General features: G+C 56.2%; 12 protein-coding genes. 8 read left to right on the forward strand and 4 right to left on the reverse strand.

The genetic code is table 11. The features are described 5' to 3' along the window. Positions 1-94 precede the first annotated feature (94 nt). Positions 95-1,087, forward strand: a complete 993-nt coding sequence (gene asnA / locus A6013_RS15890) for an aspartate--ammonia ligase (protein WP_069733409.1) — start codon at positions 95-97, stop codon at positions 1,085-1,087. Here the strand turns inward: asnA and viaA are convergent, their stop codons facing one another. Together viaA and ravA are read right to left on the reverse strand one after the other, a co-directional pair. Continuing rightward, entirely contained in the window at positions 1,088-2,539 is a 1,452-nt protein-coding gene (gene viaA, locus A6013_RS15895; RefSeq protein WP_028014911.1) for an ATPase RavA stimulator ViaA, read from the reverse strand. Continuing rightward, complete coding sequence (gene ravA, locus A6013_RS15900; protein ID WP_049001581.1) at positions 2,533-4,029, reverse strand: ATPase RavA; 1,497 nt, start codon at positions 4,027-4,029, stop codon at positions 2,533-2,535. Before ravA ends, viaA begins: the two co-directional genes overlap by 7 nt. Before the next feature lie 221 nt (positions 4,030-4,250). Here ravA and kup point away from each other — a divergent pair, with 221 nt between their 5' ends. From kup to rbsR, 7 genes are all read left to right on the forward strand, one after another. Then, the gene (kup, locus tag A6013_RS15905; protein WP_045261172.1) at positions 4,251-6,119 is read left to right on the forward strand and encodes a low affinity potassium transporter Kup; all 1,869 of its coding nucleotides are present in this window, start codon (positions 4,251-4,253) and stop codon (positions 6,117-6,119) included. A gap of 227 nt (positions 6,120-6,346) precedes the next feature. Further along, on the forward strand, positions 6,347-6,766 hold the full coding sequence (gene rbsD, locus A6013_RS15910) for a D-ribose pyranase (protein ID WP_063437512.1): 420 nt from the start codon (positions 6,347-6,349) through the stop codon (positions 6,764-6,766). A gap of 7 nt (positions 6,767-6,773) precedes the next feature. After that, positions 6,774-8,279: a ribose ABC transporter ATP-binding protein RbsA gene (gene rbsA, locus A6013_RS15915; RefSeq protein WP_041911754.1), complete on the forward strand. Its 1,506-nt coding sequence runs from the start codon at positions 6,774-6,776 to the stop codon at positions 8,277-8,279. Positions 8,280-8,283: 4 nt separating this feature from the next. Beyond that, positions 8,284-9,249: a ribose ABC transporter permease gene (gene rbsC, locus A6013_RS15920; protein ID WP_006808742.1), complete on the forward strand. Its 966-nt coding sequence runs from the start codon at positions 8,284-8,286 to the stop codon at positions 9,247-9,249. Between the two features lie 27 nt (positions 9,250-9,276). Next, positions 9,277-10,167, forward strand: a complete 891-nt coding sequence (gene rbsB, locus A6013_RS15925; protein ID WP_010426610.1) for a ribose ABC transporter substrate-binding protein RbsB — start codon at positions 9,277-9,279, stop codon at positions 10,165-10,167. A 108-nt stretch (positions 10,168-10,275) separates the two neighbouring features. Then, entirely contained in the window at positions 10,276-11,205 is a 930-nt protein-coding gene (gene rbsK, locus A6013_RS15930) for a ribokinase (RefSeq protein ID WP_041911755.1), read from the forward strand. A gap of 3 nt (positions 11,206-11,208) precedes the next feature. After that, the gene (gene rbsR, locus A6013_RS15935; protein ID WP_028014905.1) at positions 11,209-12,201 is read left to right on the forward strand and encodes a ribose operon transcriptional repressor RbsR; all 993 of its coding nucleotides are present in this window, start codon (positions 11,209-11,211) and stop codon (positions 12,199-12,201) included. Here rbsR and mdtD read toward each other — a convergent pair. Beyond that, positions 12,167-13,600: a multidrug transporter subunit MdtD gene (mdtD, locus tag A6013_RS15940; RefSeq protein WP_069733410.1), complete on the reverse strand. Its 1,434-nt coding sequence runs from the start codon at positions 13,598-13,600 to the stop codon at positions 12,167-12,169. The two genes, rbsR and mdtD, sit on opposite strands and share 35 nt — an antisense overlap. After that, positions 13,597-14,304 (reverse strand): FadR/GntR family transcriptional regulator, encoded by a 708-nt coding sequence (locus A6013_RS15945; protein WP_028014903.1) that lies wholly within the window; start codon positions 14,302-14,304, stop codon positions 13,597-13,599. The genes mdtD and A6013_RS15945 overlap by 4 nt, the downstream gene beginning before the upstream one ends. Positions 14,305-14,683: the final 379 nt, after the last annotated feature.

The raw sequence follows: 14,683 nt of genomic DNA on the forward strand, positions 1-14,683 counted from the left end.
TCAAAAGTGAAGGTGGCTTTTTGTTGATGGGTTATTGAATTAAGTGTCGTTTCTGTTGCTTAATCATTATCAACAGGACGCAGGAGTATAAATAATGAAAACCGCTTACATCGCAAAACAACGCCAGATCAGTTTCGTAAAATCCCATTTTTCCCGCCAACTGGAAGAGAAGCTTGGTCTTATTGAAGTTCAGGCGCCGATTCTGAGCCGCGTGGGTGACGGGACGCAGGATAACCTGTCTGGATGCGAAAAAGCGGTACAGGTAAAAGTGAAAACACTGCCAGACGCCCAGTTCGAAGTGGTGCATTCCCTGGCGAAGTGGAAGCGTCAAACCCTGGGACAACACGACTTCAGCGCGGGCGAAGGGCTCTACACGCACATGAAAGCCCTTCGCCCCGATGAAGACCGCCTCTCCCCGATTCACTCTGTCTACGTTGACCAGTGGGACTGGGAGCGCGTAATGGGTGACGGCGAGCGCCACGTCGGCACGCTGAAATCCACCGTTGAGGCGATCTACGCGGGGATCAAAGCGACCGAAGCGGCCGTGAGCAAAGAGTTTGGTCTGGCACCGTTCCTGCCGGATACGATCCACTTTGTCCACAGCCAGGAACTGCTGAGCCGCTTCCCGGATCTTGATGCCAAAGGCCGCGAGCGTGCGATCGCCAAAGAACTGGGCGCGGTATTTCTGATTGGCATCGGCGGCAAACTGTCTGATGGCAAACGTCACGACGTTCGTGCGCCGGATTATGATGACTGGAGCACCGCGGGCGAAAGCGAATATGCCGGTCTGAATGGCGATATTCTGGTCTGGAACCCGGTTCTGGAAGATGCGTTTGAGCTCTCTTCGATGGGGATCCGCGTGGATGCAGAGGCGCTGAAGCGCCAGCTGGCGGTGACCGGTGATGAAGATCGCCTTAAATTAGAGTGGCATCAGGCGCTGCTGCGCGGTGAAATGCCGCAGACCATCGGCGGCGGTATCGGGCAGTCCCGTCTGACCATGCTGCTGCTGCAACTGTCTCACATTGGTCAGGTGCAGTGTGGGGTCTGGCCGCAGCAGGTACGTGAAAGCGTCGATTCTCTTCTTTAATTAACGCCGCCAGCGTCTGAGCAGGCGGCTACGCAACCCGGTATCAAAGCGCCAGATATGATCGAAGATGCGCATGATGCCGGGTTTTCCATGTGCGGACATCGCCACGGCATGAAAACGGTGCTGGTGCACGCGCTGCAGCTCCTTCACTTTATTTACCACATCTTCCGGCAGCCGCTGGGCAATGAAATCGGAAATCACCACCGCGTCAGCGTCGTACCAGTCGCCGCCCTGCATCCGTTCTACAATGCTGCGAAAACAGCTGGCCAGATCGGTGCCGCCGCGAAAACGCTGGCTTAAAAAGCGGATGGCCTGCTCAATGCCCTGCTGGTTCGTCAGCTCATAGCCCACGACTTCGCTGGAGAAGAGCATGATAAAGCAGCGACGGCGGTCAGCGAGCGCCACGCGCATCAGCGCCAGACAGAACGCCTTCGCACACTGCTCGTTAAAGCCGCCCATTGAGCCGGACGTATCCACGCAGACAATAAACGGCCCGCGCGGTTGCTCATCAAAGTCCTGATGCACGACCGGGCGCTGGCTGAGCTTCTCTCGCCAGGCTTCGCCGTGCAGCCGATAGGTGAGAAGCTGTTTTTCCACCAGCCGCCGGTAAAACTCATACTCCAGTTCGGTCATCCCCAGCGTGCTTAGCTCGGTCGGCAGCAGGCGCAGGATGTCATCGCTTTGCTGGAGTCCGTCGACCTGCTCCGGCACGGTAGCCGGTTCGCGTACAAGGGTGCGGAAGGTTTCCATCGGGGCATCCTTCTTTGGGACCGATTTGGCCTCTCGCGAGCGGCCGAGCTGTTCCGCGAGCTTCATCAGCTCCGGCTGCTGGGTAAGAAAGTCGCCGTACTTCACGATCAGTTGATAATCCCCGCGCCGCAGCTGCCCGGCGCTCATATCCCAAAGGCGACCAGCGGCGTTTTCATTTTCTACCAGCACCTCTTCGAGCTGGCCACTCAGCGTCATGCGTTCCTGGACTTCGCTGAGCAGCTGTTCCCGCTCTTCATCCAGAAGCTGTTGGTTCAGCGTGGTAGCCTGGACGACCAGGCTCAGGCGCCAGCGCTGTAAAAAGAGCGTGTGCAGCGCCGGGGTAAAGGTGACGTTTTCTGTGACCAGCGTTCTGGCCTGGCTGGCAAACGGAGAGTGGACTTTATCGAGCAGGGTAAGGGTTTGCGGGATCTGGACGATAAACTGTGGCGTCGATAGCCGCTGACACTGCTGATAGGCCGCGACTTCCTCCGTCAGTTCGGGCGGGACTTCTGTCTCCTTAAACCGCTGCCGCAGATTGTCGCGCCAGCGCGGGAGATCGTCCGTCATCGCTTTTTTGAGTTTCGGGAATTTTTCAAAGAAGGCCGCCAGCTGCGGCGATGCCAGAAGGGTAATCACCACCTCCTCGATCAACCCTTCCTCGCTGACGGCCAGCATCATATTGAGCGTGTCCAGCGTTAGCATTGACGCGCCTGTTTGATCTGCGCGCTGACGTCCTGCAGGCTGGCTTCAATGCGACCTAGCCAATCGCTATGAATAAAGAGGCATTTTTGCTGCTCGCTGAAGCGGGTGTGCTGCTGATGCCATTCGGTATCCAGCGCTTCCAGCTGCTGTTTAATCTCTTCCGGCACGCTGTCCGAGGCGGTGCCGGGAAGCGCAAGACGCGATCCCTGAAGGCTCACGTCGCGGATCACCAGGTGCTGACTGCTGTCCACTTCCATATTCAGCGGCTGCGCGAAACCGATGCCGTTGAGCTTTCCGCGGATCTCCCCGCCCTTATCCAGCCACTGCGCCAGCGGCTCGCGTTCAATCGTAATGTGCACCACCTGCATATCATGCAGCTTGAGGGGCTGCTGGAGCAGCAGTGTCAGCGTCGTGCCGGTCAGATCGGCGGGTAGCTCGTAATGCGGTTTGCGGGCGAACATGCCGCCCAGTCGGTTCACTTTTAGCGCGGTTTTATCGCTTTGCTGCTGCTGGAGCTGAATGCGCCGTTGGGCAATCGCCCCCAGCTGGTTGAGCATCGCCTGCTGCCCCCAGGCGTGCCCGGTCATCAAAACGTCCAGCTGCTGCTGCATCAGGTTCATGCCTTCTGCGTCGTGCCAGAGGCAGTCTTTTAGCAGGATCAGATCGATAGGGGCGACCGCGTCGCGACCGCTGAACAACGCGCTGGCCTGGAGCAGACGGATCGCTTTTTTCCAGCGACGATCCGAGACGTACGGGGCGGAAGGCAGGGAATCAAGCTGCTGGCGCAGCATGAAGATCAGCTCAAAGACGGCGTCGGGCAGCTTAATTTTGCCGATCTCTTCCTGCCACTGATGGTACTCCTCGTCCGTCACCTGCAGTGAAGGTGCCACCGGGTTTTCGTTTTCGTCCTGCTGGCTCACCAGCATTGAACGGAAGTTTGATTTATCCTGGACTTTATCCAGCCACAGGCGGATCAGCATACGGTCATACAGCGCTTCCAGGCTGCTGTCGGCTTCGGGCAGTTCGTTTGACGCGGCCACCAGCAGGCGCATGGGGATCTTCTCTTCGCTCGCGCCGTTGCGGAAGCGGCGTTCGTTGATTGCCGTCAGCAGGGTATTCAGAATGGCCGGGCCGGCTTTCCAGATCTCATCAAGAAAGACGATTTCCGCTTCCGGGAGATAGCCCGCCGTCAGACGCTCATAGCGCCCTTCATCTTTCAGCGCCTGAATAGAAAGCGGGCCGAAAACTTCTTCTGGCGTGGAGAAGCGCGTCATCAAATACTCGAATGCGCGAGCGTTCTGGAAAGCGAACTTTAGGCGGCGTGCAATCAAACTTTTGGCAATGCCCGGCGGTCCCAGCAGAAATACGCTTTCACCGCTCAATGCCGCCAGCAGGCAAAGGCGAATGGCGTGGCTACGCTCGTAAAGGCCTTTCTCCAGCGCGCTGCTGAGGCGGGAAATTCTTTCTGCTAATAAATGTGAGTGAGCCATAATAGTTTTGCATCCTTTCGCCGTTGTGGCGGCCAATTGAAGCGAGTATAGACGTTTCAGTCAGGGCTGGTAATAGGCTGAAGTGCGGCGCAATTTTCTTTGCGCTACATTAATGCGGTTGCATTTAGGGGTACGATTTTGCAATGAATCGTGCATACTGTGCGCTTTTTGTGGACCAAGGGACAGGAACACATTTGTTATTTAAACGAAAAGACTAGTCTATGAGCACTGATAATAAGCAATCATTACCCGCAATAACGCTTGCGGCGATCGGGGTTGTCTACGGTGATATCGGCACCAGCCCACTTTATACGCTTCGTGAATGTTTGTCCGGCCAGTTTGGCTTTGGTGTTGAGCGCGATGCCGTGTTTGGCTTCCTGTCCCTCATCTTCTGGCTGCTGATTCTGGTCGTTTCCGTTAAATATCTCTCCTTCGTTATGCGTGCAGATAATGCGGGCGAAGGCGGGATCCTGACCCTGATGTCCCTTGCCGGTCGCAATACCTCGGCCAGAATGACGTCTGTGCTGGTGATTATCGGCCTGATAGGTGGCAGCTTCTTCTACGGGGAAGTGGTGATAACACCGGCTATCTCGGTGCTCTCGGCGATTGAAGGGCTGGAGATTATTGCCCCGCAGCTTGATGCCTGGGTTGTCCCGCTGGCAATCATCGTGTTGACGCTGCTGTTCATGATCCAGAAACACGGTACCGGGCTGGTGGGCAAACTGTTTGCGCCGATTATGCTGGCCTGGTTCCTGATCCTGGCGGCGCTCGGTTTACGCAGCATTATCGCGAACCCGGAAGTGCTGCATGCACTGAACCCTTACTGGGCGGTGCATTTCTTCCTTGAATACAAAGTGGTTTCCTTCGTGGCGCTGGGTGCGGTCGTGCTCTCCATCACCGGTGTGGAGGCGCTCTATGCTGACATGGGGCATTTCGGGAAGCTGCCTATCCGCGTGGCATGGTTTATTGTGGTGCTCCCGTCGCTGGTGCTGAACTACTTCGGTCAGGGCGCGCTGTTGCTCAAGAACCCGGAAGCGATTAAGAACCCATTCTTCCTGCTGGCACCTGACTGGGCGCTGGTGCCTATGCTGATCCTCGCAACGCTGGCGACCGTGATTGCCTCTCAGGCGGTGATTTCCGGGGTGTTCTCTCTAACCCGTCAGGCCGTTCGTCTGGGATATCTCTCGCCAATGCGCATCATCCATACCTCAGAGATGGAGTCGGGCCAGATCTACATCCCGTTCGTTAACTGGCTGCTCTATTTTGCTGTTGTGATCGTGATTGTTAGCTTCGAACACTCCAGTAATCTGGCGGCGGCCTACGGTATTGCCGTGACCGGTACGATGGTGCTGACGTCGCTTCTCTCCACCACGGTGGCGTACCGCAACTGGCACTGGAATAAGTTCCTCGTGGGGATGATTCTGGTGGGCTTCCTGTGCATTGACGTGCCGCTGTTCTCTGCGAACCTCGACAAAATTGTCTCCGGTGGCTGGCTGCCGCTGACGCTGGGCCTGTTGATGTTCATTGTCATGACCACATGGAAAAGCGAGCGCTTCCGCCTGCTGCGCCGCATGCATGAGCACGGTAATTCTCTGGAGGCGATGATCGCGTCGCTGGAGAAATCCCCGCCGGTGCGCGTGCCGGGTACCGCGGTTTACATGTCTCGTGCCCTGAATGTGATCCCGTTTGCGCTGATGCATAACCTTAAGCACAATAAAGTGCTGCACGAGCGCGTGATCCTGCTGACGCTGCGCACCGAAGATGCGCCGTACGTTCACAACGTGCGCCGCGTACAGATTGAGCAGCTGTCCCCGACCTTCTGGCGCGTGGTGGCGAGCTACGGCTGGCGCGAAACGCCGAACGTGGAAGAGGTGTTCCACCGCTGCGGTCTGGAAGGGTTAAGCTGCCGGATGATGGAGACGTCGTTCTTTATGTCCCACGAGTCGCTGATCATCGGCAAGCGCCCATGGTACCTGCGTCTGCGCGGCAAGCTGTATCTGATCCTGCAGCGTAACGCCCTGCGCGCGCCTGACCAGTTTGAGATCCCGCCTAACCGCGTCATTGAGCTGGGGACGCAGGTCGAGATTTAAGTCTTCGTGCGGCCTGATACCCTCACCCCGTCCCTCTTCCACAGGGAGAGGGCGCAAACATCTAAAACGGTAACCTGACGGTTACCGTTTTGCATTTACCTCCCCCTCCATTTCACTTAGCGAAACGTTTCGACGTTGATCACAAATCCGTTACGTCATGATGGTTTTCTGAACATTTATGCGGCTACACTATTTTTAGCGAAACGTTTCGCTAGTGGAGCAAGAAAATGAAGAAAGGCACGGTTCTCAACTCAGAAATCTCATCGGTTATTTCCCGTCTTGGGCATACCGATACGCTGGTGGTTTGCGATGCAGGCTTACCGGTTCCGCGCAGCACAACCCGTATCGATATGGCGTTAACGCAGGGCGTGCCCTCGTTTATGCAGGTACTGGAGGTGGTGACGACGGAGATGCAGGTTGAGGCGGCCATTCTCGCGGCGGAAATCAAACAACATAATCCGCAACTCCACGAAACGTTGCTCAGCCACATTGAGCAACTGCAACAACACCAGGGAAACACCATAGAAATTCGTTACACAACGCACGAACAGTTCAAACAACAAACCGCAGACAGTCAGGCGGTGATTCGCAGCGGGGAGTGTTCCCCGTATGCGAATATCATTCTCTGTGCTGGCGTCACCTTTTGAGGCCATCATGGACGCATTACTGCAACTCAAAGGGATCGATAAGTCGTTCCCGGGCGTAAAAGCCCTCTCCGGTGCGGCGCTTAACGTCTACCCAGGACGCGTGATGGCGCTGGTGGGCGAAAACGGTGCCGGCAAATCCACCATGATGAAAGTGCTGACCGGGATCTACCAGCGCGATGCCGGTTCACTCGTTTGGCTGGGTAAAGAAACCACCTTTAACGGCCCGAAATCCTCTCAGGAAGCGGGCATCGGCATTATTCACCAGGAGCTGAACCTCATCCCGCAGCTGACCATTGCGGAGAACATCTTCCTGGGCCGCGAGTTCGTGAACCGGTTCGGCAAAATCGACTGGAAAACCATGTACGCCGAAGCGGACAAGCTGCTGGCGAAGCTGAACCTGCGCTTTAAGAGCGACCGCCTGGTGGGCGACCTCTCCATCGGCGATCAGCAGATGGTGGAAATCGCGAAGGTGCTGAGCTTCGAGTCGAAGGTCATCATTATGGATGAACCGACCGATGCCCTGACCGATACCGAAACCGAATCCCTGTTCCGCGTGATCCGCGAACTGAAAGCGCAGGGGCGCGGCATTGTCTATATCTCTCACCGCATGAAAGAGATCTTCGAAATTTGCGACGACGTTACCGTCTTCCGCGACGGCCAGTTTATCGCCGAGCGCGAAGTGGCGACGCTGACCGAAGATACGCTGATCGAAATGATGGTGGGACGTAAGCTCGAAGACCAATATCCGCATCTGGACAAAGCACCGGGCGAGATCCGCCTGAAGGTAGATAACCTCTGCGGCCCAGGCGTAAATGATGTGACCTTTACCCTGCGTCAGGGCGAGATCCTGGGCGTGGCGGGCCTGATGGGCGCGGGCCGTACCGAGCTGATGAAAGTGCTGTACGGCGCACTGCCGCGCACCAGCGGTTACGTTACTCTTGACGGCCATGAAGTGGTGACCCGCTCGCCTCAGGACGGGCTGGCGAACGGCATCGTCTATATCTCCGAAGACCGCAAGCGCGACGGCTTAGTGCTGGGCATGTCGGTGAAAGAGAATATGTCCCTCACCGCGCTGCGCTATTTCAGCCATAGCGGCGGCAGCCTGAAGCATAAAGATGAGCAGCAGGCGGTCAGTGATTTTATCCGTCTCTTCAACGTTAAAACCCCGTCGATGGAGCAGGCTATTGGCCTGCTGTCCGGCGGGAATCAGCAGAAAGTGGCGATTGCCCGCGGGCTGATGACTCGCCCGAAAGTGTTGATCCTCGACGAGCCAACCCGCGGCGTGGACGTGGGCGCGAAAAAAGAGATCTATCAGCTGATTAACCAGTTCAAAGCCGACGGTCTGAGCATCATTCTGGTCTCTTCCGAGATGCCAGAAGTATTAGGCATGAGCGATCGCATTATCGTCATGCATGAAGGGCATCTCGGCGGTGAATTCACTCGCGAGCAGGCCACCCAGGAAGTTCTGATGGCTGCCGCTGTGGGCAAGCTTAATCGCGTGAATCAGGAGTAAGAAGATGACTACCCAGGCTGTTTCTGGTCGCCGCTATTTCACAAAGGCATGGCTGATGGAACAAAAATCGCTGATTGCCCTGCTGGTGCTGATCGCGATTGTCTCGACCATGAGCCCGAACTTTTTTACCGTCAATAATCTGTTCAACATTCTGCAGCAGACGTCGGTGAACGCCATTATGGCGGTCGGCATGACGCTGGTGATTTTGACCTCGGGTATCGATCTGTCCGTCGGTTCCCTGTTGGCGCTCACCGGTGCGATCGCCGCTTCAATTGTGGGAATTGAGGTCAACGCGCTGGTGGCCGTTGCGGCTGCACTGGCGGCTGGCGCGGCGATTGGTGCCGTTACCGGTGTGATTGTGGCAAAAGGCCGCGTTCAGGCGTTTATCGCCACGCTGGTGATGATGCTGCTGCTGCGCGGTGTGACCATGGTTTACACCAACGGTAGCCCGGTGAATACCGGGTTTACGGATAACGCGGATCTGTTTGGCTGGTTCGGTATCGGTCGCCCGCTGGGTGTCCCGACTCCGGTCTGGATCATGGCTATCGTCTTCCTGGCGGCGTGGTACATGCTGCACCATACCCGTCTGGGACGTTATATCTATGCGCTGGGTGGTAACGAAGCGGCCACGCGCCTGTCCGGTATCAGCGTTAATAAAGTCAAAATTATCGTGTACTCCCTGTGCGGCCTGCTGGCCTCTCTGGCGGGCATCATCGAAGTGGCGCGCCTCTCTTCCGCACAGCCGACGGCGGGGACGGGGTACGAGCTGGATGCCATCGCGGCGGTGGTTCTGGGCGGTACGAGCCTTGCGGGCGGTAAAGGTCGCATTGTTGGGACATTGATCGGCGCACTGATCCTCGGTTTCCTGAATAATGGTTTGAATTTGTTAGGTGTTTCCTCCTATTACCAGATGATCGTTAAGGCAGTGGTGATTTTGCTGGCGGTACTGGTAGACAACAAAAAACAGTAACTGACGACACTACAGGACATCTTAGATATGAACATGAAAAAACTGGCTACCCTGGTTTCCGCTGTCGCGCTGAGCGCAACCGTAAGTGCTAACGCCATGGCGAAAGACACCATCGCGCTGGTTGTCTCTACCCTGAACAACCCGTTCTTCGTCTCCCTGAAGGACGGTGCGCAGAAAGAAGCGGACAAACTGGGCTACAACCTGGTGGTGCTGGATTCACAGAACAACCCGGCGAAAGAGCTGGCTAACGTTCAGGACTTAACCGTTCGTGGCACCAAAATTCTGCTGATCAACCCAACCGATTCTGATGCCGTAGGTAACGCCGTGAAGATGGCAAACCAGGCGAAAATTCCGGTGATCACTCTGGACCGTCAGGCAACGAAAGGCGAAGTTGTGAGCCACATTGCGTCTGATAACGTGCTGGGCGGTAAAATTGCTGGTGACTACATCGCGAAGAAAGCCGGTGAAGGCGCGAAAGTTATCGAACTGCAGGGCATTGCCGGGACTTCCGCGGCCCGTGAACGTGGTGAAGGCTTCCAGCAGGCCGTGGCTGCACACAAATTCAACGTGCTGGCCAGCCAGCCGGCAGACTTCGACCGTACTAAGGGTCTGAACGTCATGCAGAACCTGCTGACCGCGCATCCAGATGTGCAGGCGGTATTTGCACAGAACGATGAGATGGCGCTCGGTGCGCTGCGTGCGCTCCAGACTGCGGGTAAATCAGATGTGATGGTTGTCGGATTTGACGGCACGCCGGATGGTGAAAAAGCAGTAAATGATGGCAAACTGGCTGCGACCATCGCTCAGCTGCCTGAGCAGATTGGCGCGACTGGCGTTGAAACTGCCGACAAAGTGCTGAAGGGCGAAAAAGTTCAGGCCAAATACCCTGTTGACCTGAAGCTGGTCATTAAGCAGTAAAGGCGATTCAGGCAGTCGCTGGCTGCCTGAGGGACACCAAATAAAAGAAAAGTGTGGCATACGCCACCGGGTAATACCGGTGGCGCTCTCAGATGGACACCTCAATACATGAAAACCGCAGGCAACCTCGTCGTCCTTGGCAGTATCAATGCCGATCACATTCTTAACCTTGAAACGTTCCCCACTCCGGGCGAAACCGTCACCGGCAATCAGTATCAGGTCGCGTTTGGCGGTAAGGGCGCAAACCAGGCAGTTGCCGCCGGGCGCAGCGGGGCGAATATCGCGTTTATCGCCTGTACGGGTGATGACGATACCGGCGAGCGCGTACGCAAGCAGCTGGCAAGTGACAACATCGATACTGCACCCGTCAGCGTTGTTGAAGGGGAATCTACCGGTGTGGCGCTGATCTTCGTCAATGCGGAAGGTGAGAATGTCATCGGTATTCATGCGGGGGCTAACGCCGCGTTAACGACTGAACGCGTCGAAGCGCAGCGTGGGATCATCGCCGGAGCGGAAGCCCTGCTGATGCAGCTGGAGTCTCCGGTTGAAAGCGTGCTGACCGCCGCGAAAATTGCGCATGAAAATCATACAACTGTCGTACTTAACCCTGCGCCTGCCCGTGTATTATCAGATGAACTGCTGGCACTGGTGGACATCATTACGCCGAACGAAACCGAAGCGGAAAAGCTGACGGGCATTCGCGTTGAAAATGACAATGATGCCGCGCGTGCGGCGAAAGTGCTGCATGCAAAAGGCATCGGGACCGTTATCATTACTCTTGGTAGCCGCGGGGTGTGGGCTAGCGTCAATGGCGAAGGCCGTCGCGTGCCGGGCTTTAAGGTCAAAGCCATCGATACCATCGCCGCTGGAGACACCTTCAACGGTGCGCTGGCGACGGCATTGCTGGAAGGAAAAGCGATGGATGACGCGATCCGCTTTGCGCATGCCGCCGCCGCGATTGCGGTGACGCGCAAAGGCGCACAGCCTTCCGTTCCGTGGCGTAAAGAGATCGATGAATTCTTAAGTCAGCAGGGGTAACGCTTGGCTACGATGAAAGATGTCGCCCGCATGGCGGGCGTTTCTACTTCGACCGTCTCTCACGTTATTAATAACGACCGCTTCGTCAGCGAGGCGATTCGGGAGAAAGTCGAAGCCGCAGTAAAAGATCTCAACTATGCGCCGTCGGCGCTGGCGCGCAGTCTGAAGCTTAACCAGACGCGCACCATCGGCATGCTGATCACGGCCAGTACCAATCCTTTCTATTCTGAACTTGTTCGTGGCGTAGAGCGCAGCTGCTTCGAGCGTGGCTACAGTCTGGTGCTGTGCAATACTGAAGGCGACGAGCAGCGCATGAACCGCAACCTGGAAACGCTGATGCAAAAACGCGTCGACGGGCTGCTGCTGCTCTGTACCGAAACGCATCAACCTTCAAAAGAGATCATTCAGCGCTACCCTTCTATTCCCACGGTAATGATGGACTGGGCGCCGTTCGACGGGACCAGCGATCTGATTCAGGATAACTCGCTGCTGGGCGGCGATATGGCGACGCAGCACCTGATTGATAAAGGCCATACCCGCATTGCCTGCATTACCGGCCCGCTGGATAAAACCCCGGCGCGCTTGCGTCTGGAAGGCTATCTTTCGGCAATGGAGCGGGCAGGGCTTGCCATTCCTGATGGCTATCGCATCACCGGCGATTTCGAGTTTAACGGCGGTTTCGAGGCAATGCAGACGCTGCTGGCGCAAGAGCCTCGCCCGCAGGCGGTGTTTATCGGCAACGATGCGATGGCGTTTGGTGCCTATCAGGCGCTGTATCAGGCGGGACTGCGCGTTCCGGACGATATGGCTATCGTGGGCTACGATGATATCGAACTGGCGCGCTACATGACGCCGCCGCTGACCACGATCCATCAGCCGAAGGATGAACTGGGTGAGCTGGCCATAGACGTGTTGATCCACCGTATGGCGCAGCCCACGCTGCAACAGCAACGTTTGCAGCTTACTCCTGTTCTGATGGAACGCGGTTCGGTTTAGCTTTCTCTTTGTGACGCTCTTTAATCAGGTTCCGGCCATCTTTCGGTTTTAACAACATAAAGACCAGCGCCGACACCACGGTAAGCGCGCCCATGGTGATAAAGGTATAGTGGAACTGCTCAACGGTATTCGTGCCGCCAAACCCTTCATAAAACCGCAGCACCGCCGCGCTCACGGCTACCCCGAGGCTGATCGACAGCTGTTGGGTCACCGCCAGTACGCTGTTGCCGCTGCTCGCGTTCTCGTCGGTCAGGTCCGCAAGGGTGATGGTGTTCATCGACGTGAACTGCGTTGACATCGCCATTCCCAGCACAAACAGCGGCAGGATCAACATCCAGACCGGTAACGCCGCGGATTGCAGCGAGAACTGCGCAATCATCAGACCGATAAAGACCGTCACGCCAACCAGCGTTTTACGATAGCCAAACCAGCGCAGTACCTGCGTGACCGTTGATTTCGCCAGAATGGAACCCATTGCCGTGGGCGCCATCATGCAGCCGGCAATCAGCGCCGGGTAGCCGAACCCCACCTGCAGCATCAATGGCATCAGGAACGGTACGCAGCCCGTGCCCAGACGTGAGGCAATATTGCCCGCGATCCCGACGGAAAAGGTTCGGGTGTTAAAGAGAGATAAAGAGATAAGCGGTGTCGGGTGACGACGCGCATGGCGTATATAAAGAAGGAACAGCAGAATACCACTGAGGATGACGGCGAGCGCCAGCCACGTTTCAACGAGCTTCTCGCCAATGAGCTCCATGCCACTTGAGAACAGCACCAGGCTCAGTCCAAACAGGAAAAAGCCGCCCATATCGAAGCTGCGCCTTGGCGTGGTGAAGTTCGGCATATATTTGCGGGCATAGATCAGCCCTGCCACGCCAATCGGAATATTAATCAGGAAAATCCAGTGCCAGCTTGCCCAGGTAACCAGCACACCCCCGAGGACCGGGCCAAGTATTGGGCCGACCAGCCCCGGCATGGTGACAAAGTTGAGTACGGGGAGCAGTTCGCTGCGTGGGTAGGCACGCAGCAAAGCGAGGCGCGCCACCGGCATCATCATCGCGCCGCCTATTCCTTGCAGTACGCGAAAGATAACCAGCTCCGTTAATGAAGTGGAGAGCGCGCAGGCCAGTGAACCGAGCGTAAAGAGCGTTACGGCCAGCATGAAAACTCTGCGGGTACCGAAGCGATCGGCCAGCCAGCCACTTACCGGGATCAACATCGCCACCGTGAGGGTGTAGCTGATGATGGCGGACTGCATTGCCAGCGGGGAGCGGTTAAGGCTTTGCGCAATGGCGGGAAGCGCCGTATTGAGGATGGTGGCATCCAGTGCCTGCATAAAGAACGCCATGGCTGCAATCCACGGCAATCCGGCCATGCTGCGCGCTTTTTTCTCTGTCATTTATTTACCTGCTGGTGGGTTGGTGCGGTCAGCAATGCCTGACATGCAGTCAGGGCTCGCTGCCCGTCGCTCTCCTGAATGGCATCTACTATCGCCTGATGCAAATCCAGCTTTACCACTTCGTCTTGTGTAATAGAGGTAAAGTAGGTGTGGTACACCGAATGGAATAACGAAGCAAAGGAAGTGAGGAACGGATTGGCGCTCATCATATAGATATGTTCATGCCAGGCCATATCGACCTCAATCCATCGTTCCCGGTTGAAGTGTTTTTTCAGGAACACCATCTCTTCCATGAGTGCGTTAAGCTGCGCTTTCTGCTCTGCTGTCCCGAGCGTGGCGGCAAGCAGGCATGCCTGAGGTTCAAGACTGCTGCGCATTACCAGAAAGTGATCGACGACCTGATGAAAGTTGTCTTCGGTCATCCACCAGGAGAGCAGCTCCTGATCGAGAAAATTCCAGTTATTCTGTGGCATCACGCGCGTGCCAATACGAGGGCGTGGAAGTACCATACCTTTTGCCGTCAGGGTTTTCACCGCCTCGCGAACCGCGGTACGGCTTACTCCAAACTGCTCACCCAGCTCCAATTCGCCCGGCAGGATGCTCCCCGGGGCATATTTACCCGCTAAAATCCGCTGCGCCAGCTTTTCTGCCAGCACATAGGACAGATTTTTTTGGGCGGCCAGCTGTTGTGCGCTTAATGGCATCGCTTTTATTCCTTAATGTTTCATGCTGTTAATTATGCCACCTCGAATGTGATTGTGGTTGCAGATACATCAAATAGAACAATTTGTAGCTTGATATCACCTCTGTTGGTGAAAAAAAACACGGTCAGAAACTTTTTTTGAATTTCCTCTTGTCACTTAAGAATAACGCCCTATAATGCGCCTCCACTGACACGGAACAACGGCACACACGCCGCCGGGTCAGCAGAGAGCAGCGAAAATAAACGCTTGACTCTGAAGCGGGAAAGCGTAATATGCACACCCCGCGCCGCAGCGAAAACGAAGCGGCACTGCTCTTTAACAATTTATCAGACAATCTGTGTGGGCACTCAAAGTGACATGGATTCTTAACGTCCTCGGA

Origin of the sequence: Enterobacter sp. IF2SW-B1 (assembly GCF_001743375.1) — a bacterium.
GTDB lineage: Bacteria > Pseudomonadota > Gammaproteobacteria > Enterobacterales > Enterobacteriaceae > Enterobacter > Enterobacter bugandensis.

Bases quoted from the DNA above. Each gene is read 5' to 3' on its own strand.
- asnA (WP_069733409.1), top strand. From the start codon at position 95: ATGAAAACCGCTTACATCGCAAAACAACGCCAGATCAGTTTCGTAAAA.
- viaA (WP_028014911.1), bottom strand. From the start codon at position 2,539: ATGCTAACGCTGGACACGCTCAATATGATGCTGGCCGTCAGCGAGGAA.
- ravA (WP_049001581.1), bottom strand. From the start codon at position 4,029: ATGGCTCACTCACATTTATTAGCAGAAAGAATTTCCCGCCTCAGCAGC.
- kup (WP_045261172.1), top strand. From the start codon at position 4,251: ATGAGCACTGATAATAAGCAATCATTACCCGCAATAACGCTTGCGGCG.
- rbsD (WP_063437512.1), top strand. From the start codon at position 6,347: ATGAAGAAAGGCACGGTTCTCAACTCAGAAATCTCATCGGTTATTTCC.
- rbsA (WP_041911754.1), top strand. From the start codon at position 6,774: ATGGACGCATTACTGCAACTCAAAGGGATCGATAAGTCGTTCCCGGGC.
- rbsC (WP_006808742.1), top strand. From the start codon at position 8,284: ATGACTACCCAGGCTGTTTCTGGTCGCCGCTATTTCACAAAGGCATGG.
- rbsB (WP_010426610.1), top strand. From the start codon at position 9,277: ATGAACATGAAAAAACTGGCTACCCTGGTTTCCGCTGTCGCGCTGAGC.
- rbsK (WP_041911755.1), top strand. From the start codon at position 10,276: ATGAAAACCGCAGGCAACCTCGTCGTCCTTGGCAGTATCAATGCCGAT.
- mdtD (WP_069733410.1), bottom strand. From the start codon at position 13,600: ATGACAGAGAAAAAAGCGCGCAGCATGGCCGGATTGCCGTGGATTGCA.
- A6013_RS15945 (WP_028014903.1), bottom strand. From the start codon at position 14,304: ATGCCATTAAGCGCACAACAGCTGGCCGCCCAAAAAAATCTGTCCTAT.